General features: G+C 60.5%; 16 protein-coding genes. 9 read left to right on the forward strand and 7 right to left on the reverse strand.

Translation table 11 applies throughout. The annotated features are described in order from the left end of the window. Positions 1 to 19 precede the first annotated feature (19 nt). Entirely contained in the window at positions 20 to 1,933 is a 1,914-nt protein-coding gene (locus KGA97_RS23850; RefSeq protein WP_223481627.1) for a sigma-54-dependent Fis family transcriptional regulator, read from the reverse strand. A gap of 299 nt (positions 1,934 to 2,232) precedes the next feature. On the opposite strand from KGA97_RS23850, the gene KGA97_RS23855 reads away from it, so the two are divergent. From KGA97_RS23855 to KGA97_RS23895, 9 genes are all read left to right on the forward strand, one after another. After that, positions 2,233 to 3,753 carry an aldehyde dehydrogenase family protein gene (locus KGA97_RS23855; protein ID WP_008035766.1) on the forward strand — a complete coding sequence of 507 codons (1,521 nt, stop codon included), beginning with the start codon at positions 2,233 to 2,235 and terminating at the stop codon, positions 3,751 to 3,753. Positions 3,754 to 3,971: 218 nt separating this feature from the next. Beyond that, the gene (gene eat / locus KGA97_RS23860) at positions 3,972 to 5,342 is read left to right on the forward strand and encodes an ethanolamine permease (protein ID WP_008035770.1); all 1,371 of its coding nucleotides are present in this window, start codon (positions 3,972 to 3,974) and stop codon (positions 5,340 to 5,342) included. A gap of 198 nt (positions 5,343 to 5,540) precedes the next feature. Then, positions 5,541 to 6,935 (forward strand): ethanolamine ammonia-lyase subunit EutB, encoded by a 1,395-nt coding sequence (locus KGA97_RS23865; RefSeq protein ID WP_192228058.1) that lies wholly within the window; start codon positions 5,541 to 5,543, stop codon positions 6,933 to 6,935. A gap of 8 nt (positions 6,936 to 6,943) precedes the next feature. Continuing rightward, positions 6,944 to 7,768: an ethanolamine ammonia-lyase subunit EutC gene (gene eutC / locus KGA97_RS23870; protein ID WP_177318901.1), complete on the forward strand. Its 825-nt coding sequence runs from the start codon at positions 6,944 to 6,946 to the stop codon at positions 7,766 to 7,768. 120 nt (positions 7,769 to 7,888) lie between these two features. Next, entirely contained in the window at positions 7,889 to 8,350 is a 462-nt protein-coding gene (locus KGA97_RS23875) for a GNAT family N-acetyltransferase (RefSeq protein WP_008042983.1), read from the forward strand. A 304-nt stretch (positions 8,351 to 8,654) separates the two neighbouring features. Beyond that, positions 8,655 to 9,311, forward strand: a complete 657-nt coding sequence (locus KGA97_RS23880) for a DedA family protein (protein WP_008042985.1) — start codon at positions 8,655 to 8,657, stop codon at positions 9,309 to 9,311. A gap of 3 nt (positions 9,312 to 9,314) precedes the next feature. After that, the gene (locus KGA97_RS23885) at positions 9,315 to 10,127 is read left to right on the forward strand and encodes a zinc-dependent peptidase (protein ID WP_223481628.1); all 813 of its coding nucleotides are present in this window, start codon (positions 9,315 to 9,317) and stop codon (positions 10,125 to 10,127) included. Positions 10,128 to 10,240: 113 nt separating this feature from the next. Next, a complete protein-coding gene (ppa, locus tag KGA97_RS23890; RefSeq protein WP_007990564.1) occupies positions 10,241 to 10,768 on the forward strand; it encodes an inorganic diphosphatase in 528 nt (175 codons plus the stop codon). Positions 10,769 to 10,994: 226 nt separating this feature from the next. Further along, positions 10,995 to 11,744: a S24 family peptidase gene (locus tag KGA97_RS23895; RefSeq protein WP_223481629.1), complete on the forward strand. Its 750-nt coding sequence runs from the start codon at positions 10,995 to 10,997 to the stop codon at positions 11,742 to 11,744. Positions 11,745 to 12,141: 397 nt separating this feature from the next. Here KGA97_RS23895 and KGA97_RS23900 read toward each other — a convergent pair whose 3' ends face one another. Genes KGA97_RS23900 through KGA97_RS23925 form a run of 6 tightly spaced genes read right to left on the reverse strand, consistent with a single transcriptional unit; the run spans position 12,142 to position 22,319 of the window. After that, positions 12,142 to 12,957: a YfaP family protein gene (locus tag KGA97_RS23900; protein ID WP_223481630.1), complete on the reverse strand. Its 816-nt coding sequence runs from the start codon at positions 12,955 to 12,957 to the stop codon at positions 12,142 to 12,144. Between the two features lie 3 nt (positions 12,958 to 12,960). Continuing rightward, the gene (locus KGA97_RS23905) at positions 12,961 to 14,580 is read right to left on the reverse strand and encodes a DUF2300 domain-containing protein (protein ID WP_223481631.1); all 1,620 of its coding nucleotides are present in this window, start codon (positions 14,578 to 14,580) and stop codon (positions 12,961 to 12,963) included. A 1-nt stretch (position 14,581) separates the two neighbouring features. Next, positions 14,582 to 19,147, reverse strand: coding sequence for an alpha-2-macroglobulin family protein (locus tag KGA97_RS23910; protein WP_223481632.1), 4,566 nt, complete (start codon positions 19,145 to 19,147; stop codon positions 14,582 to 14,584). Continuing rightward, on the reverse strand, positions 19,144 to 19,794 hold the full coding sequence (locus KGA97_RS23915) for a DUF1175 domain-containing protein (RefSeq protein ID WP_411738930.1): 651 nt from the start codon (positions 19,792 to 19,794) through the stop codon (positions 19,144 to 19,146). The genes KGA97_RS23910 and KGA97_RS23915 overlap by 4 nt, the downstream gene beginning before the upstream one ends. Beyond that, positions 19,779 to 21,491 carry a DUF2138 domain-containing protein gene (locus KGA97_RS23920; RefSeq protein WP_223481633.1) on the reverse strand — a complete coding sequence of 571 codons (1,713 nt, stop codon included), beginning with the start codon at positions 21,489 to 21,491 and terminating at the stop codon, positions 19,779 to 19,781. Before KGA97_RS23920 ends, KGA97_RS23915 begins: the two co-directional genes overlap by 16 nt. A 36-nt stretch (positions 21,492 to 21,527) precedes the next feature. Continuing rightward, positions 21,528 to 22,319, reverse strand: a complete 792-nt coding sequence (locus KGA97_RS23925) for a YfaP family protein (RefSeq protein WP_008042997.1) — start codon at positions 22,317 to 22,319, stop codon at positions 21,528 to 21,530. Positions 22,320 to 22,894 lie beyond the last annotated feature (575 nt).

Genomic DNA, 22,894 nt, shown 5'->3' on the forward strand with positions numbered 1-22,894 from the left:
GGCTCCTACAGGTTTGCATTCACCGGGCGATGCCGTGTTTACGCAGCTTTCTATAGAGGGTGTTACGGCTGACACCCAACTGCTCGGCGGTATGGGTCATGTGCCAACGGGTTTGCTCCAGCGCATTCAGCAACGCCAGGCGCTCGGCATCATCCAGCGGATGTTCGCAAGGCGGTTCGACGGCAACAACCGGCACCGGCCTGGCCTGTCGAATCATCGCCGGCAAATCCTCCAGCCCGATCCGGCCGCCATCACACAACGCCGCCAAGGTGCGCAGCACGTTGCGCAGTTGCCGCACGTTCCCGGGCCAGGCGAACCCCAGCAACACCTGGCGGGCGGGTTCATCAATCAGCACCGTTTCCCCGCCCGCCTCTTCCGCCAGCAGGAAGTCGAGCAACTGCGATTTGTCACTGCGTTCGCGCAACGCCGGCAACGCAATCTCCAAACCATTGAGCCGGTAATACAAATCCTCGCGGAAGCTGCCGTCCTGCACCCGCTCCAGAAGATTACGGTGAGTCGCGCTGATGATCCGCACGTTGACCGCCTCCGGCTCGCCGCCAATCGGCACCACTTGCCGATCTTCCAGCACTCTTAATAGCCGGGTCTGCAACGCCAGCGGCATGTCGCCGATTTCATCGAGAAACAAGGTCCCGCCATCCGCCTGCTGCAACTTGCCGCGCATGCCTTCCTTGCGTGCGCCGGTAAAGCTGCCGCCGCGATAGCCGAACAATTCGCTTTCGATCAGGCTTTCCGGGATGGCCGCGCAGTTGAGCGCGACGAAGGCTTTTTCGGCCCGCTGACTGGCCTGATGCACCGCTTTGGCGAAGGCCTCCTTGCCGGACCCGGTTTCGCCGTTGATCAACAGCGGCACATCCCGTTCGAACACGCGCAGGGATTTGCGGAAGTCTTCCTGCAAACCCGCATCGCCCAGACAAATGCCCGACAGGCGCGCAGGTTCGGCAACGACCCGACTGGTCACTACCGGCACCGGAATGCTGCGCGGCTGACCGCGCAACACGGCAAACAGGCCGCGCCCGTCACGTGCGCGCAACGGCCAACTGGCGCTGGCATTCACACTCGCCCGGCCCAGCAACTCATCCAGCGAGCAATCGAAAAACGCCTCGACCGGTTTGCCCAGCAGCCCGCCGCGACTATGCCCCAGCAGGTTCAGCGCGCTCTGATTGACCGCGCTGATCCGACCTTCGCCGTCGAACGCCAGCAGCCCTTCGCTGAACAGCCCGACGGATTCCGCCTGCAGGTGAAAACGCAGCAACCATTGATTGTCGAAGTAACGCAGGAAATAGCAGCTCTCGATCATCTTCGCCGACAGATTGACCAGGGCCATGGTGTGGAACTGACTTTGCCGCGACACCTCGTGCCGCGCCGAGGACACGTCGAGCACCGCCAGCAGTTCGCCATGCGGATCGAACACCGGGCTCGCCGAGCAAGTCAGGCCAGTGTGACGTCCACGAAAGTGTTCGTCCTGGTGAATGGTCAGCGACTGACGCTCCACCAGGCAGGTGCCGATGCCGTTGGTGCCTTCGCAGGCTTCGCTCCAGTCGGCACCGAGCCAGAGGCCGGCGCGTTCAAAAATCTTCCGCTCGGCGGGTGCCGTCACACAATTGAGAATCACCCCGCGCGCATCCGTCAGCAGCACCGCATGGCCGGCGCCGGACAGCTGCTGATGAAGACTGCTCATTTCATTGCCGGCGATGTGCAGCACTTGCTGCAAGCGTTCGCGGCTTTCGAGGACACGACCGTGCTCCAGCACCGTCGGCGCCATGGTCAGGGCCGGGTCGAGGTGATAGTCCTCAAGACAACGCAGCCAGGAACGGGCAATGGACGGATCGCTGCCGGGACCGTGCAGGTGGGATTTCCCCTGGGTCACGGTCAGCACTTGCTGGGCATGGCGACTCAAATGGTTGTCGTGCATTTCTTATTATTCTCCCCGGGGCTCGGTGACCCGTATTGAGGTGATGCCCGAGCATCCTCCAGCCTAGCCCGCATTGCAATGCTGGCAAGACCGGTCAGTCACAGCTTGTGCCACAAGCGGTACAAACTGTCACGGGGGCTGTACCGAAAGCGTCACAGCCGCCATCCATCCGTCCGACAAAAAACGCGCAAGGCCTTGATTTGCCTAGCTCACAGGGCAGTGGCCCGACCTTTGCTCTACGCTTATAGCAAGCGCACATGCGCCTCTCTAATAAGTACAAAAGCCAAGGAGAAAACACCATGCGTTACGCTCACCCCGGTACTGAAGGCGCTATCGTTTCGTTCAAAGCCAAATACGGTAACTACATCGGCGGCGAGTTCGTCGCGCCTGTCAAAGGTCAGTACTTCACCAATACCTCGCCAGTGAATGGCCAACCGATTGCCGAATTCCCGCGCTCCACGGCCGAAGACATCGACAAAGCCCTGGACGCTGCCCACGCCGCTGCCGATGCCTGGGGCGCCACGTCCGCCCAGGCGCGCTCGCTGGTGCTGCTGAAAATCGCCGACCGCATCGAGCAGAACCTGGAACTGCTGGCGATCACCGAATCCTGGGACAACGGCAAAGCCGTTCGCGAAACCCTCAACGCCGACATCCCGCTGGCCGCCGACCACTTCCGTTATTTCGCCGGTTGCATCCGTGCGCAGGAAGGCAGCGCTGCCGAGATCGACGGCAACACCGTGGCCTATCACATCCATGAACCGCTGGGCGTGGTCGGGCAGATCATCCCGTGGAACTTCCCGATCCTGATGGCCGCGTGGAAACTCGCCCCGGCGCTGGCGGCGGGCAACTGCGTGGTACTCAAGCCTGCAGAACAAACCCCGCTGGGCATTACCGTGCTGGTCGAGCTGATCGGCGACCTGCTGCCACCGGGCGTGCTCAACATTGTGCAAGGCTTCGGCAAAGAAGCCGGCGAAGCGCTCGCCACCAGCAAACGCATCGCCAAGATCGCCTTCACGGGCTCGACCCCGGTCGGCTCGCACATCATGAAATGCGCCGCCGAAAACATCATCCCGTCCACCGTGGAGCTGGGTGGCAAATCGCCGAACATCTTCTTCGAAGACATCATGAAAGCCGAACCGTCCTTCATCGAGAAAGCTGCTGAAGGCCTGGTGCTGGCATTCTTCAACCAGGGCGAAGTCTGCACCTGCCCGTCCCGCGCGCTGGTGCAGGAATCGATCTACGACGACTTCATGAAAGAGGTGATGAAAAAAGTCCTGTCGATCAAACGCGGTGACCCGCTGGACACCGACACCATGGTCGGCGCCCAGGCTTCCGAGCAGCAATTCGACAAAATCCTTTCGTACCTGGAAATCGCCAAGGGCGAAGGCGCCGAGCTGCTGACCGGCGGCAAGGTGGAAAAACTCGAAGGCAGTCTGGCGACGGGTTATTACATCCAGCCAACCCTGCTCAAGGGCACCAACAAAATGCGTGTGTTCCAGGAAGAAATCTTTGGCCCGGTGGTGAGCATCACCACGTTCAAGGACGAAGCCGAAGCCCTGGCCATCGCCAACGACACCGAGTTCGGCCTCGGCGCCGGCCTCTGGACCCGCGACATCAACCGCGCCTATCGCATGGGCCGCGCCATCAAGGCCGGTCGCGTGTGGACCAACTGCTATCACCTGTACCCGGCGCACGCCGCGTTCGGTGGCTACAAAAAGTCCGGCGTCGGTCGTGAAACCCACAAAATGATGCTCGATCACTATCAGCAGACCAAAAACCTGCTGGTGAGCTACGACATCAATCCGTTGGGCTTCTTCTAACCCCGCGCGATACCGCGTAACGACCTTCGCGAGCAAGCTTCGCTCCTACAGGATCACGCCGTACCTGTAGGAGCGAGGCTTGCCCGCGAAGGCACCCTCAAACACAACGAAAATCACTGCCCTGCCGCTCTGGCACGGGCTTTGCGTGCCCGCTCCACACAAAAAACCAGTTTCCGAAAGTCCAACAGATCAAACAATAAAAAAGACAGCGAGGACTTATGACTTCTTCCACACAGCTCAAACCCACACTCGGCACCCTGCACTTATGGGGCATTGCCGTCGGCCTGGTGATTTCCGGCGAGTACTTCGGCTGGAGTTACGGCTGGGGCACCGCAGGCACTCTGGGTTTCCTCGTCACCGCCCTGATGGTGGCGACGATGTACACCTGCTTCATCTTCAGTTTCACTGAATTGACTACCGCCATTCCCCACGCTGGCGGGCCCTTTGCCTACAGCCGACGGGCCTTCGGCGAGAAAGGCGGCTTGATTGCCGGCATTGCCACGCTGATTGAATTCGTCTTTGCGCCGCCAGCCATTGCCATGGCCATTGGCGCTTATCTGAACGTTCAATACCCGGAACTTGACCCCAAGATTGCCGCCGTTGGCGCCTATTTCGTGTTCATGACGCTCAACATCCTCGGCGTCAGCATCGCCGCCACGTTTGAACTCGTGGTGACCGTACTGGCCGTCGCCGAGTTGCTGGTGTTCATGGGCGTGGTCGCGCCGGGCTTCAGCTTCAGCAACTTCGTGCTCAACGGCTGGTCGGGTTCGAACGAGTTCACCATCGCCTCAATCCCCGGCATCTTTGCGGCGATCCCGTTCGCGATCTGGTTTTTCCTCGCCATTGAAGGCGCGGCGATGGCGGCTGAAGAAGCCAAAGACCCGAAACGCACGATTCCCAAGGCGTACGTCAGCGGCATTTTGACGTTGGTGTTCCTCGCGATCGGCGTGATGGTGATGGCCGGCGGTGTGGGCGACTGGCGTCAATTGTCGAACATCAACGACCCGCTGCCTCAGGCGATGAAAGCCGTGGTCGGCAACAATTCGACCTGGATGCACATGCTGGTCTGGATCGGCCTGTTCGGGCTGGTGGCGAGTTTCCACGGGATCATTCTCGGTTACTCGCGTCAGTTCTTCGCCCTGGCCCGGGCCGGCTACCTGCCACGTTCGCTGGCCAAACTGTCACGTTTCCAGACCCCGCACCGGGCCATTCTGGCCGGCGGCGTGATCGGCATCGCGGCAATCTACAGCGACGGCCTGGTCAACCTGCAAGGCATGACGCTGACGGCAGCGATGATCACCATGTCGGTATTCGGTGCCATCGTGATGTACATCATCAGTATGCTGAGCCTGTTCAAGCTGCGTAAAACCGAGCCGAACCTGGAACGCAGCTTCCGCGCGCCGGGTTACCCGATCGTGCCGGGGATTGCGCTGTTTCTGGCCGTGGTGTGCCTGGTGGCGATGGCGTGGTTCAACCCGCTGATCGGCTGTGTGTTCCTCGGTTTCATGGCGGCCGGGTATTTGTATTTCCAACTGACCGCCAAGCAGCGCTTCGATGCGCCGGCGGATGCGATGCTCGAAGGCGCCTGAACTGCACCGGCGCCGGGCTAACTCCCCGGCGCCTGCTTTATTGAAGTGCACATCGTTCCCCCTGTGGGAGCCAGCCTGCTGGCGATTGCGGTCTGACAGTCAGCATAGATTTTGAATGACACACTGCAATCGCCAGCAGGCTGGCTCCCACAAGGGAATGTCAGGGTAATCAAGACTTCTACACATCAGGAGGACACCGTGGCCACATTTGCCCATTCCATCGGCGCCCAGACCTACCGCTTTGCCAGCCTCAAAGAGGTCATGGCCAAGGCCAGCCCGGCGCGTTCCGGGGATTTCCTGGCCGGCGTCGCCGCCCTTAACGATGGCGAGCGCGTCGCCGCGCAAATGGCCCTGGCTGATATCCCGTTGACTCACTTCCTGCAGGAAGTGCTGATTCCTTACGAGGCCGATGAAGTCACCCGACTGATCATCGACACTCACGACAAACAAGCCTTCGCCGTGGTCAGCCATCTCACCGTTGGCGGGTTTCGCGACTGGCTGCTCAGCGATGCCGCCGACGAACAGAGCCTGCGCGCCCTCGCTCCGGGCCTAACGCCGGAAATGGCCGCAGCCGTATCAAAAATCATGCGCGTGCAGGACCTAGTGCTGGTCGCACAGAAAATCCGTGTGATCACGCACTTTCGCGGCACCATGGGCCTGCGGGGACGCTTATCCACCCGCCTGCAACCCAACCACCCCACCGACGAACCGGCCGGTATAGCCGCGAGCATTCTCGACGGCCTGCTGTACGGCAACGGTGACGCGATGATCGGCATCAACCCGGCCACCGACAGCATTGCCTCGATTTGCGCGATGCTGGAAATGCTCGACGCGATCATCCAGCGCTACGAAATTCCTACACAAGCCTGCGTGCTGACCCACGTCACCACGTCCATCGAAGCGATCAATCGAGGCGTTCCGCTGGACCTGGTGTTCCAGTCGATCGCCGGCACCGAAGCGGCCAATGCCAGCTTCGGCATCAACCTGAACGTGTTGCAGGAAGGTTACGACGCCGGTTTGAGCCTGAATCGCGGCACGCTTGGGCAAAACCTGATGTATTTCGAGACCGGCCAGGGCAGCGCGCTGTCGGCCAACGCCCACCACGGCATCGATCAACAAACCTGCGAAACCCGCGCCTACGCAGTTGCCCGACATTTCAAACCGTTTTTGGTGAACACCGTCGTAGGATTTATCGGCCCGGAATACCTCTACAACGGCAAACAGATCATCCGTGCAGGCCTGGAAGACCACTTCTGCGGCAAATTGCTGGGCGTGCCGATGGGCTGCGACATCTGTTACACCAACCACGCCGAAGCCGACCAGGACGACATGGACACCCTGCTGACCCTGCTGGGCGTGGCCGGGATCAACTTCATCATGGGCATCCCCGGTTCCGACGACATCATGCTCAACTACCAGACCACTTCGTTCCACGACGCGCTCTACGCCCGCCAAACCCTGGGCTTGAAACCGGCACCGGAGTTCGAACAGTGGCTGGCCAAAATGGGCATTTTCACTCAGGCCGATGGCAAGATTCATTTCGGCGAGCGCCTGCCGCCAGCCTTCCGCCAGGCGATGGGGCAACTGGGATGAGTGTCGAGATGGATAAACCGCCTGTTGATTCAGAAAATCCTTTGCTGGAACTGCGGCGCCTGACCCCGGCACGGATTGCCCTGGGCCGTACCGGCACCAGCATGCCGACCAGCGCACAGCTGGATTTCCAGTACGCCCACGCCCAGGCTCGGGACGCGGTGCACCTGCCCTTCGACCATGCCGGGCTCAGCGCGCAATTGGCCGAATGCGGATACGAAAGTGTGCTCCTGCACAGCGCCGCCACAAACCGCGACAGCTATTTGCAGCGCCCTGACTTGGGGCGGAAATTGAGCGATGAGTCCGCGCAAATCCTGCGCAACCATGCTTCAGCCTATCCCGGCGGCGTCGATCTGGTGATTGTCGTGGCCGATGGTTTGTCGGCACTGGCTGTGCACCGCCACACCGTGCCCTTCCTTTCGCGCATGCGAGAGCAGATCGAAGTCGATGGCTGGACGGTTTCGCCGGTGATTCTGGTAGAACAAGGCCGGGTCGCGATAAGCGACGAAATCGGCGAGTTGCTGGGCGCAAAAATGGTGGTAATCCTGATTGGCGAACGCCCTGGCCTCAGCTCGCCAGACAGTCTGGGATTATATTTCACCTACAATCCAAAGGTCGGCCTGACGGATGCTTACCGCAACTGCATCTCCAATGTGCGACTGGAAGGCCTGAGTTATGGCATGGCGGCACACCGATTGCTGTATTTGATGCGCGAAGCCTGTCGGCGACAGTTGTCGGGGGTCAACCTGAAGGACGAAGCGCAGCTTCAGACGCTGGAGTCGGACGCAGGAGCGGATATGAAAGGTAATTTCCTACTGAGCCTGCCGGATGCCTGAACCGTTTCCGCATTGCGTTTCTGATTCAATTTCAGGCAGGATCGAAACACGGCTGCCCGAGTGAAGAACCGTTCGCCGTCAGAGCATGTGAAGACAGCCACTTGAAGACGAGACCTATCGATGCGGATTATTCAAGCGACCCTTGAACACCTGGACCTGCTGACCCCGTTGTTCGTCAAATATCGCGAGTTTTATGGTTCCCTGCCGTATCCGGACTCGTCCCGGGCGTTCCTCGAGAAACGCCTGCGTCGCAAGGAATCGGTGATCTACCTGGCCCTGGCCGATGACGACGACAAGAAGCTGATGGGTTTCTGTCAGCTGTACCCGAGCTTTTCGTCGCTTTCGCTTAAACGCGTATGGATCCTCAACGACATTTATGTCGCCGAAGACGCCCGCCGGCAGTTAGTGGCTGACAACCTGATGCGCACCGCGAAAAAAATGGCCAAGGAAACCAATGCCGTGCGCATGCGCGTTTCCACCAGCAGCGACAACAAAATCGCACAGAAAACCTACGAGTCCATCGGATTCAAGGAAGACACTGAGTTTAAAAACTACGTGTTGCCGATCAGCGACGAGCTTTGATCCGCACCGTGCCCTCGTAGGAGCGAAGCTTGCTCGCGAAAGCGGTCTGACATCTGGCGGATATGCTGAACGACATACCGCTTTCGCGAGCAATCGAGCGTCGACCGGCTGCTCCTACAAAAAAAACAGACCGCGCCGCCGGTCTTGCGCGACACTCCTCGCTACAAACTCGACGCGCTTTTCACTTCTCAGCCCGTATAATGCCGACCTTTCCGGCTTGTAAGAAAAACTACACCCGTCTGTAGCCTTACGCGAAGTCATCCGCACAGGCCTGCCGAGTCGGGCCGTCACCACAGGTGCCTCCATGGATTTCAACCCGCTCGACCTTATCCTGCATCTCGATGTTTACCTCGACTTGCTGGTAAACAACTACGGGCCATGGATCTACGCCATCCTGTTTCTGGTGATCTTCTGCGAGACCGGCCTGGTGGTGATGCCTTTCCTGCCGGGCGATTCCCTTCTTTTCATCGCCGGCGCCGTGGCGGCCGGTGGCGGCATGGACCCGGTATTGCTCGGTGGCCTGCTGATGCTGGCGGCGATCCTCGGGGACAGCACCAACTACATCATCGGACGAACGGTGGGCGAGCGACTGTTCAGCAACCCGAACTCGAAAATTTTCCGCCGCGATTACCTGCAACAAACCCACGACTTCTATGACAAGCACGGCGGCAAAACCGTGACCCTGGCGCGCTTCCTGCCGATCATTCGCACCTTTGCACCATTCGTCGCCGGCGTGGCGAAAATGCCTTACCCGCGTTTCTTCTTTTTCAGCGTCCTCGGCACCATCCTCTGGGTTGGCGGCCTGGTGACCCTCGGTTACTTCTTCGGCAACGTACCGTTCATCAAGAAAAACCTCTCGCTGCTGGTAGTGGGCATCATTCTGCTGTCACTGGTGCCGATGATCATCGGCGTGATTCGCAGCCGCTTCGGCAGCGCCGCATCCAAAGCCGAACCACACTGAACGATGTGGTCGCTCAGCGCCTGGCGTCGCCGGCGCATCCTGGCCAGGCACCCGATTGCCGACGATATGTGGCAGCGGGTGCGCCATCACCTGAGTTTCCTCGACGGCATCAGCGCGGCTGAAGACCAGTGGTTGCGCGAAGCCTGCGTACTGTTTCTCGACGACAAGCACCTGACCGCCCTGCCCGGCGTCGAACTCCATCAGGAGCAGCGTTTGCTGCTCGCCGCCCAGGCGCAATTACCGTTGCTGAAGCTGGGCGATCTGAACTGGTATCAGGGTTTTCACGAAATCGTCCTCTACCCCGACGACTTCCTCAGCCCGCAGCGCCATCGCGACGCCAGTGGCGTTGAACACGAGTGGGACGGCGAACACAGCGGCGAAGCCTGGCAGCAAGGCCCGATCATCCTGGCCTGGCCCGGCGTGATGGCCAGTGGTGGCTGGGAAGGCTACAACCTGGTGATCCACGAACTCGCGCACAAGCTCGACATGCTCAACGGCGACGCCAACGGCCTGCCGCCGCTGCACGCCGACATGCGCGTCAGCGACTGGGCCAAGGTCATGCAAGAGGCCTACGACGACCTCGACGGGCAACTGGAGCGCAACCCGGACGCCGAAACCGCCATCGACCCCTACGCTGCGGAAAACCCCGCCGAGTTCTTCGCGGTCACCAGCGAATACTTCTTCAGTGCCCCGGATTTGCTGCATGAGGCTTATCCACAGGTGTATGAGCAGTTGAGGCTGTTTTATCGACAGGATCCGTTGGCCCGGCTGCGGCAACTTCTGGCCGAAGACCCGGTCTATCAGGCACGCGACTAAGGTCTACACAACCTCTGGTCCATAGCAACGGCTGCGGAATATGCCTATAATCGCCGCCACTTTTTGGTCAATCCGGCCAAGTGTTTTTGGTCAACTAACGGGGGCACCGCCCAATGAGCTACAGCAAGATTCCGGCTGGCAAAGACCTGCCGAACGACATCTACGTCGCTATCGAGATTCCGGCCAACCACGCGCCGATCAAATACGAAATCGACAAAGACAGCGATTGCCTGTTCGTTGACCGTTTCATGGCCACCCCGATGTTCTACCCGGCCAACTACGGTTACATCCCGAACACCCTGGCTGACGACGGTGATCCCCTCGACGTGCTGGTCGTGACCCCTTACCCGGTTGCTCCAGGCTCCGTGATCCGCGCTCGTCCGGTCGGCATCCTGAACATGACCGACGACGGCGGCGGCGATGCCAAAGTCATCGCAGTCCCACACGACAAGCTGTCCCAGCTGTACGTCGACGTGAAGGAATACACCGACCTGCCAGCCCTGCTGATTCAGCAGATCGAGCACTTCTTCGCGAACTACAAAGATCTCGAAAAAGGCAAATGGGTGAAAATCGAAGGCTGGGCCGGTGCAGACGCCGCCCGCGAAGCGATCACCAAGTCGGTTGCAGCCTACAAAGGCTGAGACGCCACTGGCCTTGCGCCACTGACGACTTGAAAAAACCCCGGTTTATCCGGGGTTTTTTGTGCGCGCAGAAAAGCTTTTAAACGTGCCGTTTAACCATCCGGTGAATCGGTTTTTTCTTGTTTAATTTTTACTCGATACGTCTTACATCCGGTCTTAAATTTCCCTCGTATTTTGAACGCTTCGTTTATTCAAAGCCTCGCCATACGCCCGTAAACTCGTGCCCATGAAGAAAAAAAACACTAGCGGTCCACGGTTTAAAGCGCTCCTCAAAGTAGCGAACATCACGACGACCGGGTTCGCCGAATACCTCGGCACGGCGCCGCAAAACGTACACAACTGGTACACCCGCGGTGTGCCCGATCACTGCATGGAAGCCGTCGCCAGAAAACTCTCAGTCAACAGCGAGTGGCTCAAATATCTCGAAGGCCCGAAAGACGCCAAACACCTGCGTCTGGTCAGCGACACCGGCAACACCTTCGACGCCCAGGCCCTCCGCGGCATCTACACCGTCATCGAACCCACCGATGTCGAATTGCCCTTTTACAAAGAAACGCACGTCGCTCCCGGCTCCAGCAAAACCCACGTGGTCGAGGACACCAGCCACCCCATCCGCCTACCCCGCAGCCACCTCGACTCCCTGGAAATCAACCATGCGGATGCCATCTGCGCCTACATGATCGGCAACAGCATGGCCGAGAAAATTGAAGACGGCTCAACCATCGCCATCGATCGTGGCCTGACCCAGATTGTCGATGGAGAAATTTATGCGATCGAACACGACGGGATGCTGCGCATCAAGTACCTGCACCGAATGCCGGGCAATGGATTGCGAATGCGCAGCCACAACAGCGCCGAGTACCCGGATGAGACTTTCAGGGCCGCGCAAATAGAAGAGCAGAACATCCGGGTGTTGGGGTGGGTGTTCTGGTGGTCGACGCTGAACAAACGTCGCCCACCCATTCCGTTCCTGTAACACCGCGCCGCCCCCTTCGCGAGCAAGCCCGCTCCCACAGGGATTGCGCAGTACCTGTGGGAGCGGGCTTGCCCGCGAAGGCGGTGGAACATTCACCTCAAAACCCGGATCAGCAACCCGATCCCAAGCAACTAACAGCTCTACCCCGCACACCACACTGGGAATTCCCCAAAAAAATCAGTATGCTGCGCCCCACATTTGCGCATCGACCCGCCCAGCGGTTCCGATCGCACCGACAAGGCAGATGATTTTCTCGCCGAGTCCCACAGCCGGACGCAAGATCCGGGTGTACGTTTTGAAGGCTGGCGCGGTTTACCAAAAATGAACCAAGCCAGTCCCCGAGAAGCCGGCCACAAGCCGGCTTTTTAATGCCTGAAAGAAAGTACGCAATACCCAATCACGGATAACTAAACCCCTTAACCAACGTCAACTCCCCCACCGCCCGCATCGGCACCAGAAAAGTCTCCATCTTCTCGTTCGGCGTCCCTTCCTCCGTAATCACCGTCACCTGCGCCGTCGTCAACGGCTGAACCGCATCCTCCTGCCCGTCTTCATCACTCCGATACCCGCCCCCGAAGTAGTTCACGTAAACGAGATACTGCCCTTTGATCGGCGCCGGCATGGCGAAGATTTCCGGCCCATACCCCGTCGTCACGTCCACATCCAGCGCCGCGCCATTGGGCGCAACACGATCGCCATACCAGATATGCGCACCATCAGGCGTGATGAGGTGCAAGTCCAGATCCGTACCATCGCTGTCCCACGCCAGCAACACCCGCAATTTCGCCGGTGTCGCACCGCCGCTGACGTTAAGGAACTGCGTGCGATGCCGTTGTTGGCCATCGGGGCTGCGGACTTCGACGCTGTTGCTGCCGTTGGGGAAGGAGAACGGTCGGTCAAAGCGGCCAGCGGGATCGATCTTCAGCGGCATGCTGACGCCGTTGACGATCAACCGGCCCGGTTCAGTGGACTTGGGGGTGGCTTTGATCTGGCCGGTGATGCGTGCGGTGTTGGCCTGTCCTACCGGCGTGTTCACCGAGGAGGCCGGGTAGTTGACGGTCTGGCGGAAGTTTTCGCCTTCGCCCTCGGCCGCGCCTGTGCGCCAGCCGCCGACGGGGGTGTCGAGTTTGACGGCGCTTTCAGCCGCAAAAACCGTCGGCAATACGCAAACAGAACAAAGGAACAGGAAGACCTGTGGATAACGGAGTTTCATGGCCTATTCCAGCAAGAGGTGGCGGGCGAGCCCTTCGATGTAGGTTTCATCCTGGCCGTTGGGGTGTGCTTCGAAGGCCAGGTGCAGGTATTCGTGGGTCAGGTCGAGGCGGTCTTGCAGCGACAGCACGCCGCGCACGTAAATGCGCTGACGCTCGCGGTCCACAAAAGGGCGGCCGAAGGCCAGGCGGCAGACGGCGAAGGTGCTGACTTCGTTGTAGCCGGTTTCGTTTTCGAGGCGTTGGCGCCAGCCGCGGCGTTGGGTTTGCAGCCAGTCTTGGGCGGCGGGCAGTGCTTCGCAGGAGGCGACGGGGTTGTCCCAGCGGCTGAGGCTCGCGCGCGGGTAGGCGTGCAGCAGGATGGCGTCGTAGCGCTGGCCGGCGTTGGCTTGTTCGACGGCGTGCTGCCAGGAGAGTTTGTCCGGGCCGGGTTGATCGGAGTGATAGGTGACGGTGCTGCCGGCGAGTACCAGGTCGCTGGTCCATGCGGCGATGTTGCGTGATTCGGCGGTGGCCGGGCGCGGGGCGACGCGTTGGCGGCGGCTGCTGTCGTCGATGCTCAGGCAGTCGCCGTTGCGGGTGGCGTTTTGCAGCAGGTAGGTGCGGATGGCGATGGCCAACGCTTTGGCGGCTTCAGCAGGTTCGGGTTTGGCTTCTCGTTGCAGGACGCGAGCGACATATTCTTCTCGGTCCAGACGGGCGATCAATTTATCGCCCACCAAAAACAGTTCTCCGTCGCTGTGGATATCGAGTTGGTTGCCATTAGAAAACTCGACGCGAAAATCGCCCTGCAGTGGTCCGGAAGAAACAACACGATCCCCCGCCAGAACCCGCCCGATCGGATAACGAGAAAACAGGCCGACTTCGACGCAGCGCCCCGCATCCAGAGGCCATTCAACCGGCAGCACCGAAGCCAACGCCTCACCATAATTGCGCAGCACCATTTGACTGGTCCCACGCCCACCCGCCCAGATCGGTGTGCCATCGGCCAGCCAACCGGCAAACCCACCCTGGCGCGACGATGGATCCTGGTCGCCCAACCAGCTCCAGGTTTTCACCCGCAACCGACCACCGAGTTCGCCCACGACATTGCCGTCGGCGGCATTCAACACCACGTCCAGCAACACTCGCCGTGCCTGATCCTGCGCTGGCATCACGGCCAGCACTTTAAGCAATTCAACCACCGACACTCGCGTGGATGGCTGCAATGAAGGCAAGTCCAGCAACCACTCCGGTGCCTGCCGTGCCTGCCAATATGTGCGCCAATCCGCGCCAGCAATGCCCAACCGCGCAGGCTCGAAGTACAAGCCGCAGGACTTCACCAGCGCCTGATCGCGCTCGATCTTGCCGCCTGCGGTGCAGCAATAGACTTCTTCTTTCGACTGCCCGCGACATTCATACGCGGGCTCACGGGCGCCGGTTTCCACCAGCCAGCCGTACACAAACAACTTCCACAGACTGCCCAATGGCGTTTGCAAATCCGAAGGCAACGGCTCGCGGGCAATCACCTGCGTCCGGCTCAGCGACAGCAATTCACCCTTGAAGCCCAGACGCAGCGGCTCGTCCTGCGCCGTCGCCAGCGCAGGGATCAAACACAGCAGCCACCAAAGCAAACGCCGGGTCATGTCAGTTGACCGTGACCTGACCAAGCGCCGGTTTCTGCTCCTGAGCCTGATGCTGCGGCGCGTAGACCTGAGTGAAACGCACCGGCGGCAGGTTGAACTGGCCCTTCTGCGAGAAGCGCACCAAGTGACGCAAACGCAATTCGCCGCTCAAGGCATCCACCGGAATCGCGTAAGCCATCTGCCCCGGTTCGAAGCGCGCCTTCTCCAGCGCCGTCGGTTCAGTGCCGGCCTTGCCCATCAACTTGATGCCCCACGTGGTGCGCTCGACATCCGCGCCCGGCGGCAGCGGTACTTCGATCATGCCGTAGCGCAGCGGTTTCGCGGCTTTGCTGGTGATGATCACTTCGTCCAGATACAGGCTGTCGCTGGACAACGGCTTGGTGCCCACCGCTTCCAGTTTGAAGGTGAAGGCTTCATCACCCGGCACCAGACGCGACAAGCGACGGGTGATGGTCACCGCCATCGGATCAACCGGCGGTTGTTTAGTCTGGAAACTCAACGCGGCACGTAACGGGCGCTCTTGCGTCCCGGTCAGCGCCAGCACTGCCGGCACCGACGAAGCGCCCTGCCACGTCCAATACATCTCACCGGTATCAGCGTATTTTTTCTTCCAGCCTTCACCCGGTGCCAGTGCGATGGTGGGCGAAGCCTGCTCGATGCTGCGTTGCAACCAGGTCAGCGCCAATGCGCGTTCCAGGGTCGATTGCTGTGGCAACAACCGTTGCAACAACGCTTGCGCATGAGCCTGATCGAAGCTCTGCAGCGACAGGTTCAAGGCTTCGGCAAACGGCTGCGAACTGACGGCCAGACGCTGCTGCGCGTCGGCCAGTTGTCGATTGAAAGCATCCGGCAAAGTGACCTTCGACTGCTTCGCCAAAGAAGCGGTCAACGCACGCGCCGCCGCCAGACCCAACGCCGAATCCGGATCGCTCATGACAATACTGTCTTCACCATCCTCCATCAGCGTCGCGGCATTGCCCTCACCCGCTTTCGCCAGATCATCCATCAAACCACTGAGCAACGTGTTGACCGGCAATTGCATCTGCTTGGCGAACGACAGGATCAACGCACGCTGCAACAGCGGCGTGTTTTTCGCCTGCTTCGAATAGACCTCCAGCACCCGCTGCCAATGCTCCGGCGGCAGGCTCAGTTCCAGTGCTTTGCTGGCGTGCCAGTCGGCGTAATAGGCGTACGCGGTGAGGAACGCGTCCGGCTCACCGTCCATGCCCCACCAGGTGAAACTCGCCGATGGCCCGGCCATTTGCACCAGGCGCAGACGGCTGTTCTGCATGATCAGGCGCAAGCGATCGCGGATCTGCGGGTTCGACGACAAGGTCGGGTACGCAATGCTCAACGGCAACAAACGACTGGCCGTCTGCTCGACGCCGCCGTACGGATAGCTGAGCAAATCATCCAGTGCCGAACGGAACAGCGCTTGCGGGCTGTCATCCAGACGCAGGCGAATGTCCGTCGCATCTGCCGGCAAGGTCAGCGGCGTATCACCGCTGGCCACGTCCAGGCTTTGACTCTGCGTAACGAGCCAACCTTCGCCGGTCGCGGTCAGACGCACGGCCAGGGCGTCAGCGGTTTTGCCGTCCTGCACCAACTCGGCGGTCCACTCGCCACTGGACAACGCAAACGCCGGCAGCGCGATGTAATTGATGCCGTTGTTCAGCGTCACGGGCACACGCTGTTCGGCACCTGCGTAATGAATCACCAGCTCAGCCTTGACCGGTTTTTCCGCCTGGCTGAAGGCGAACACGCCGAGATTCGGTTTGTCGCCACTGCGGAATTTGGTCGGGCCGCTCCACTTCAGGTACAGCGGCTTTTCCGAGCGCAGGAATTGCTTTTTCTGCCCGACCTGACCGTCATCGGCGATGGCACGCGCAGTGATGCGCCAGCGGGTCAGCGAGTCCGGCATCTTGAAGGTGAAGCGGGTTTTGCCATTGGCGTCGGTGATCAATTCCGGCTGCCACGCGGCGGTGTCGACGTCTTCACGACGCGGCCGCTCCAGCACTTTCACACCGCGCTCGCTGCGGTTGGCTTTGCCCGGTGCACCGGGGCTGCCCGGCAACGCGACGTCGTAGCTGATGAACGACAGACTGGCGCTGGTGCGCACGTTGTTGCGGCGCGGGTGGTAGAAGAACTGGTCGATGGTCGGCGCAACTTCCGGTTGCAGCGCGTAGACCATTTCGTCGACAACGCTGACCGTCAGGTGCGCCGGAATCGGCTTGCCGGCGAACTGCGTTGTCAGGTCAACGGACACCGTATCACCCGGCTGATACACCTCTTTATCGGTGACGATGGCGACGTCGATTTGCGGCGCAACCACCTTGATGCCGGCGTTCTGGAAGCTGTACTGGCCACCCTTGGTGTACAACACCGAGAACGTCAGGTTCGGCGCAAAGTTATCCTTCACCGGAATGCGCGCGCGGTATTGGGTGTCGCTGAGTTTTTCCATTTTCAGCCAGTCGCCGCCCTTCGACATCAGCGCGGTGGCTTCGACCTTGTCGCGTTCCAGCGACAGCAAGGCATCGCTGACAGGCTCGGGGAAAGTGATCAGCGCGAGGGCTTCGTCACCCGCCTTGTACTCGGGTTTATCGAGGACGATTTCCACGGTGCCGGGCACGGCTTTGACGCCATCGCCGGTGACCGAATGACCCGTGGCACCGACCACGCGACCATGGTCATCCTTCAACGTCAGGTTGTAAGTACCCGGACGTTCGAAGGCCAAGGTGAAGCCTTTGTCGCTTGCAGCCAGTTTGCCTTCGCCTAAGGTCTGATCTTCCAGACGCACCCAGCTGTAGCCGCTCGGCGTGACCGCTTTGTTCTGCTCGCTGCCGCCTTCATTCAGGTAGCTGAATGCAACCTTGTCGCCCACCGCACTGAAGCGCTGCGGCGCGTTCAAGCGGAAACTCGCGGCGCCACGGTCGATGAGGATTTCCTTGGTGGTCTTGACCCGATACGCCGCGCCATCGCTGGCGAAAACGGTGAGCATGTAACGGCTCGGTTTTTCGGCGGCGGGCAGGTCGAGAGTCGCGTTGCCTTTGGAGTCGGTGGTCAGTTCGGTGCTGGTCAGCTCCACCGGGAATTGCCCGAGGTATTGCAGCTCGTTATCGACCATCGACAGTTGCTGGGCACGCAGGCTCAGGCTCAACTTGGCATTCGCGACGGGTTTGCCGTCCGGGTACAACAGCACCAAGCTGCCTTTCACCGGTTCGCCGGTGCGGTAATCCTGCTTGGCCAGGTTCAGCGAAATCTCGAAGTGCGGCTTGATGTATTCAGCCACGCGGAAGGCGCTGCTGTAGGCCTGATCCTTGTAGCTGAAACGCAGTTCATAACCGCCCGCGACCGCGTTGTCCGGCAGCTGGAAACGACCTTGTGTGCCGGCCTTGGAATCGAGTTTCAGCGCCAGCGTTTGCAGCGCGGTGCCGGTGGCATCGAGCACCGTGACATTCACATCAGCCGCCGTCGGCAACACCGAGTCACGGGCGTTCTTGAACTCGCGACCGACGATTTTCAGCGACACCCAATCCCCCGGCCGATACAGCGGCCGGTCCGTAAACGCATAGAGTTTGGTGTCGTAGATTTCGCTGTCGTAATAGAAGTTCTCGGAGACAAACACCCCGCCCTCTTCGTCCTCGCCGATCACGAACGAACGCTCCGGGCTGACGTGTTTCAGGCGCAGCAAACCATCGGCATCGGTGGCACCGCTGCTCATCACGCCGAGGCCATCGGTCCACAGCACATTAACCTTCGGCACCGAACTGCCTTCGTGTTTACGCGCCGCCCAGACCAGCAGTTCATCACCGGCAATCTTGCTCACGGCCACGGTGTTGGAAACAAAGACCATGGTGGTCGCACGGTACTTGCCGATCAGCGCTTCCACCAGGTACAGGCCCGGCTTCAGGTTGCCCAACGGGACGTACACATTGCCCGGCGCGACAGTGACGAACTCGCTGGACGAACCGGCGAGGTTCACGCCCTCAGGTGGCTGGATCGGTTTGGCTTGCCACAGTGGATAACGGAACTGACTGACCACCGGCAGGCCCGGGATCAGTGCGAATTGCGGCTGCGCGTCGTAAGGCGTTGGCGCGGCGATGGCAGCGCCCATCTTCAGTTCCGGCACTTCCTCGGTGACTTGTTTACGGGACTCGTAGGAAAACGCCCGCTGCATCACGCGACGGGATTTGCGGTACCAGTTGTCCCACAGGTACGCGAGGGTGTTCGACAGGCCTTCACCCTTGAACTGGCCGTCGCTGACCACGCGGTGCAGGTTCTTCTGGCGCTTGAGGAAATCCAGCGGTTTGTCGATGCGGTACACACGAATGTCCGCGCCGCCGTAAGGCTCCATGCGGAAACGACGATAGTCACGGCCCGGTGCTTCGAGGCGCACCATCGCCTGTTCGTCGCTGGCAAAACTGCTGTCCGCCAGCAGGAAAAAGCTTTCGCCGGCCACCGGCGTGTAGCCGCTCGGTTCGACGGTGTCTTCGGCATTCACTGCCGAAAAAGGCAGGACCAATACCAACAGTAGAGACAGAAAACGCAGCATGCGGGCACCGGTCATTGGGAGAGAAAGTTCAGTCGATAGACGCCGATGAAGTTGGGGTTGGCTGCGTCGGGTATCCATCGGGTGTCCTTCCATGTCATGAGTTGCTGCAGGCTCGCGGAACGCATGCCGTTGTCAGTGGGGGTGGTGGTGCCGGTGTGATAGGCGATGTAGCGGCCCATCCAGATCATCAGGTGCTGGTCGTCGCCCTGATCGAAAAACATCAGGTCGCCGGGCCGGGCTTGCGCCAGGTCGCGGCCCACCAGATGGCTGTTGAACTGAATCAGTTTGATCGCGTTGACGTATGGCCCGACCTTGCCGCCGCCCTGCTGCCATTGCTGGGCGAGACTGCGTTGCGCCTCGCTCAATTGCAGCTCCGGCGGCAGGTAGCGGTTGGACAGGCCATTACTGCGCAGCCATTTGTCGTCATGGACTTTCAGCGCTTCGTTGGCGGCAAAACGCACCAGCCCCGCGCAGTCCTGCTGATACCAGCGCGGGCTCGGGCCCTGGGTCAGTTGCTCCTGGGCGATGCGCACGAACCAGGCGCGGAATACCTGGGATTGCTGCACGTCGAGCGGCGCGGCGTCACTGGCAAATACCCGACTGCCCAGCAACATCGCCAGCAGGCCGAGGCCTCGGATAAGTGCGGTCACAGCGCTTTCCATTCCAGCGGCAGCCATTGCCAATGGCCGTCGGGCTCGCTGCCTTCCGGCAACGTCAGCGCGTATTTGCCGTAGCCGCCGAGCTTGCGCAGTTTCGGGATCAGGTAAGTTTGCGCGGCGTTGTAGAACACCGGCTCCATGTCCTGCGGCAGGCTGTCGAGGGTTTCCTGTTGCATCAGCTGCGCCATGGAATCCGGGCCGAAGTAGACCGGCATCAGCAGGTCTTTCGGCACCACATCGGCCATCGGCGGGAAGCGTTTGTCGAGGGTGCCGAGGGCTTTGTCCACGAGCTTGTCGTCGAGGGAGAACAGCAGCGTCGAACCGTGGCGCGCCAGGCTCACGCGCATGAAGGCCTTGCCGGTGATGGCGTTCGGGTCCTCGGCGTCCTTGGCTTTGTAAGGGCCGAAATTGGAACTGACCTGACGCTGCCACTGGTGGTTTTCACCTTCCTGCTTCTCGACCACCGGGAACGCGTGTTCTTCGACGTTGCCTTCGTAGGCGCCGACCATCGAGCTGAACAAGTTGCCCAGGTCACCGTCGAGTTTGGCGCTGTCGTCGTCATTCAGACTGGCCACCAGCAGCGGCGTGTACAGCCGCGAATCGGCGTACCAGCACAGGCCGGCGGCACCGGCCATGTGCTCGGTCAGCGCCTGGGCCGCGGTTTCTTCGGCGCCGAGCTTCACCAGCAACGGCTTCTGTTGTTCGGCGGCGAGCGGCAAGGCCACACAAGCGCTGGCGCCCATCGGCATGGCTTGCCAGATCGGTTTGAAATCGAAGTCCGGCTGGTTTTCCAGTTCGTCCATGGCGAGGAAGCTGTGCCAGCCCTTGTCGTCCATGTCGAAACGCAGGCCGGCGAAGTTCGGGATGAACCGCTGGTAACCCATGGCCAGCACGCTGGAATTGACCGACAGGCGCTGTTTCACTTCCGGCGCGCGCAGCGGCAGGCCGAAGGCTTCGGGGAAGAGTTTCTGACCGCCGAGCAATGCTTCCAGCGATTGAGTCGAAACCATCCCAGGCTCATCGATCGGGCCATTGCTGTTGTCGTACAGTTTCGAAGGATTGGACAGCACCACCAGCTTGTCGCCATGAGAGGCAAACAGCAGCGCCTTGCTGTTGTTGTAGGTGAGCTGAAACAGCGGCACCGTATCGCCGGCGACCTTGATGTCACCGAGTTGCGTCAGCTGCGAATCATCCAGCGCTACTTTGACCAGCGGCTCCAGCACCTTGGCCAGACCACCGCGATCCATCACCAACAAAAAGTCTTTCAGGCGACCATCCGCCCCGCGCCACAACGCGACATCCGCCGGTTGATCGAAAAGCTGCTCGATCAGGCTGTCCTGCAACTTCAGGTCATGTTCGTAGATGATCCGCCGCAGACTGCCGATCAAGCCGAGGCGATCGGCATGCGCTTCGTAATAGAAGACGAAATCTTCGGTCAGGGTTTCCTTGAGGAACGGCACCGCCAGCAAGTCCTTGGGCAATTGGCTCAAGGAGCGGGTTTCAAGCAGACCGTCCGGGCGGCTCATGCCCAGTTTGTCACTGGCCAATTGCGCCGCCGGCGCCTTGGGTTTGTGCATGAACCAGCCAAGTCCGGCCGCCACGCCAGCCACCAGGATCAGCCCGCCCAACAGCAACGGCCAGCGCCGGGAAGGTTTGGCAGCAGGTGCGTCAGCAGCCGGGGTAACAGTGTTATCGCTCATGTTCACAACGCCCAGTTCATCCGTGGTGCGGGATGCTTAATAGTTGAAAGTCTTGACCAGCAGCAGGTCACCGATCGCGCGCAGGGGCACGATGAAGGTCTCGCGTTTTTCGTCGACGGTGTTTTCGTTCAGCACCAGGTTGATCTGCGAGGTGATCACCTCGTTCTGGTTGCTGGTCTCATCGAAGTTATAGCCGCCGCTGCCGAAGTTGCCCCAATAGTTCACGTAAACCAGATAGGTGCCATGCAGCGGCGCGGTCATGGTGAACATTTCCGGGCCGGGGCCGTCGACGCCGTCCGGGTCGAGGCCGCCGCCGTTGCTCATCGCCGGGCGAGCCCAGAACGCATGTTGGCCGTCGGGGGTAATGATGTGCAGGTCGAGTTCGGCTTTCGGATCGTCCCAACCCAGCACCACGCGAATCCGCGCCGGGGTACGCAGGTTGTTGGCTTCATAGAATTGGACGCGCTTGAGGGACTGGCCTTCGACGCTGCGCACTTCGACGCTGTTGGAGCCTGCGCCAAACGCGTAGGGCCGGGCGAAACGCCCCTGGTCGTCGGTGTACAGGTTCAGAGGATTGCCGTTGACCGCCAGCGTGTGTGGCCCGCGCTGAGTGCCGATGGCCTTGAGCTGGCCTTCGATCATCGTGCGATTGCGCTGTACGCCCCGGTCGATGGGCGGCGTTGGGTAGGCGACTTGCGGGTTTTCGCTGCGATCGAGCAGGCCGTTGTAGCGCCAGCCGCCCACCGGTTCCGACAGCTCGGCCGTCGGCTCGGCACAGGCTGCGGTGGCGCAGACCCACCCCATCAGCAATAGAAGAAATGAACGCATGTGATGCCTCCTGCCATGCATAACGAAACCTTGCGCCTGATCCTCGGCGCGTTACAGATCCAAATACTGCGTTTCGTCAGAAAGACCCGTGACTATTGGGTCGTAGAAGGCGCGAAGGTTAGCCATTTGGCGGGTTTTTAACAATCGGATACATCTTGAATTGCGGGGGGGATCACGATGATTGTTGGGTGTGGGCTGAATAATCCTCGTCACTGCAGTAGTGCTGTTACCTGAGAAAGCAGTTAGCGGGGTGGTCCTGCGGGTGTATCCGGCACCTTGTGGGAGCGGGCTTGCTCGCGAAGGCTGTGTGTCTGGTGACGAGTTTTTTGATGGTGTACATATCCATTACTGGGGTAACGGCGGCTATTGGTTCCGCCCTTACGGCGGGTTACTTGGAAAAGCGCCAAGTAACCAAGCGCCTGCGCCCCTGACGTACGGTGCCTCGCCTAGGCTCGGCATACCCTCGCTCCGGTCCTGCTCCGTGGGCCCGCCGCCATCGGCCATCCATGGCCGGGGGCGGCTAACCCGGCATCCATGCCGGGTTGCCCACTGCGCAGAACCTCCACTCGGCCTCT

Source organism: Pseudomonas sp. BF-B-15 (genome assembly GCF_019946675.1).
In the GTDB taxonomy this organism is placed as follows: Bacteria; Pseudomonadota; Gammaproteobacteria; order Pseudomonadales; family Pseudomonadaceae; genus Aquipseudomonas; species Aquipseudomonas migulae.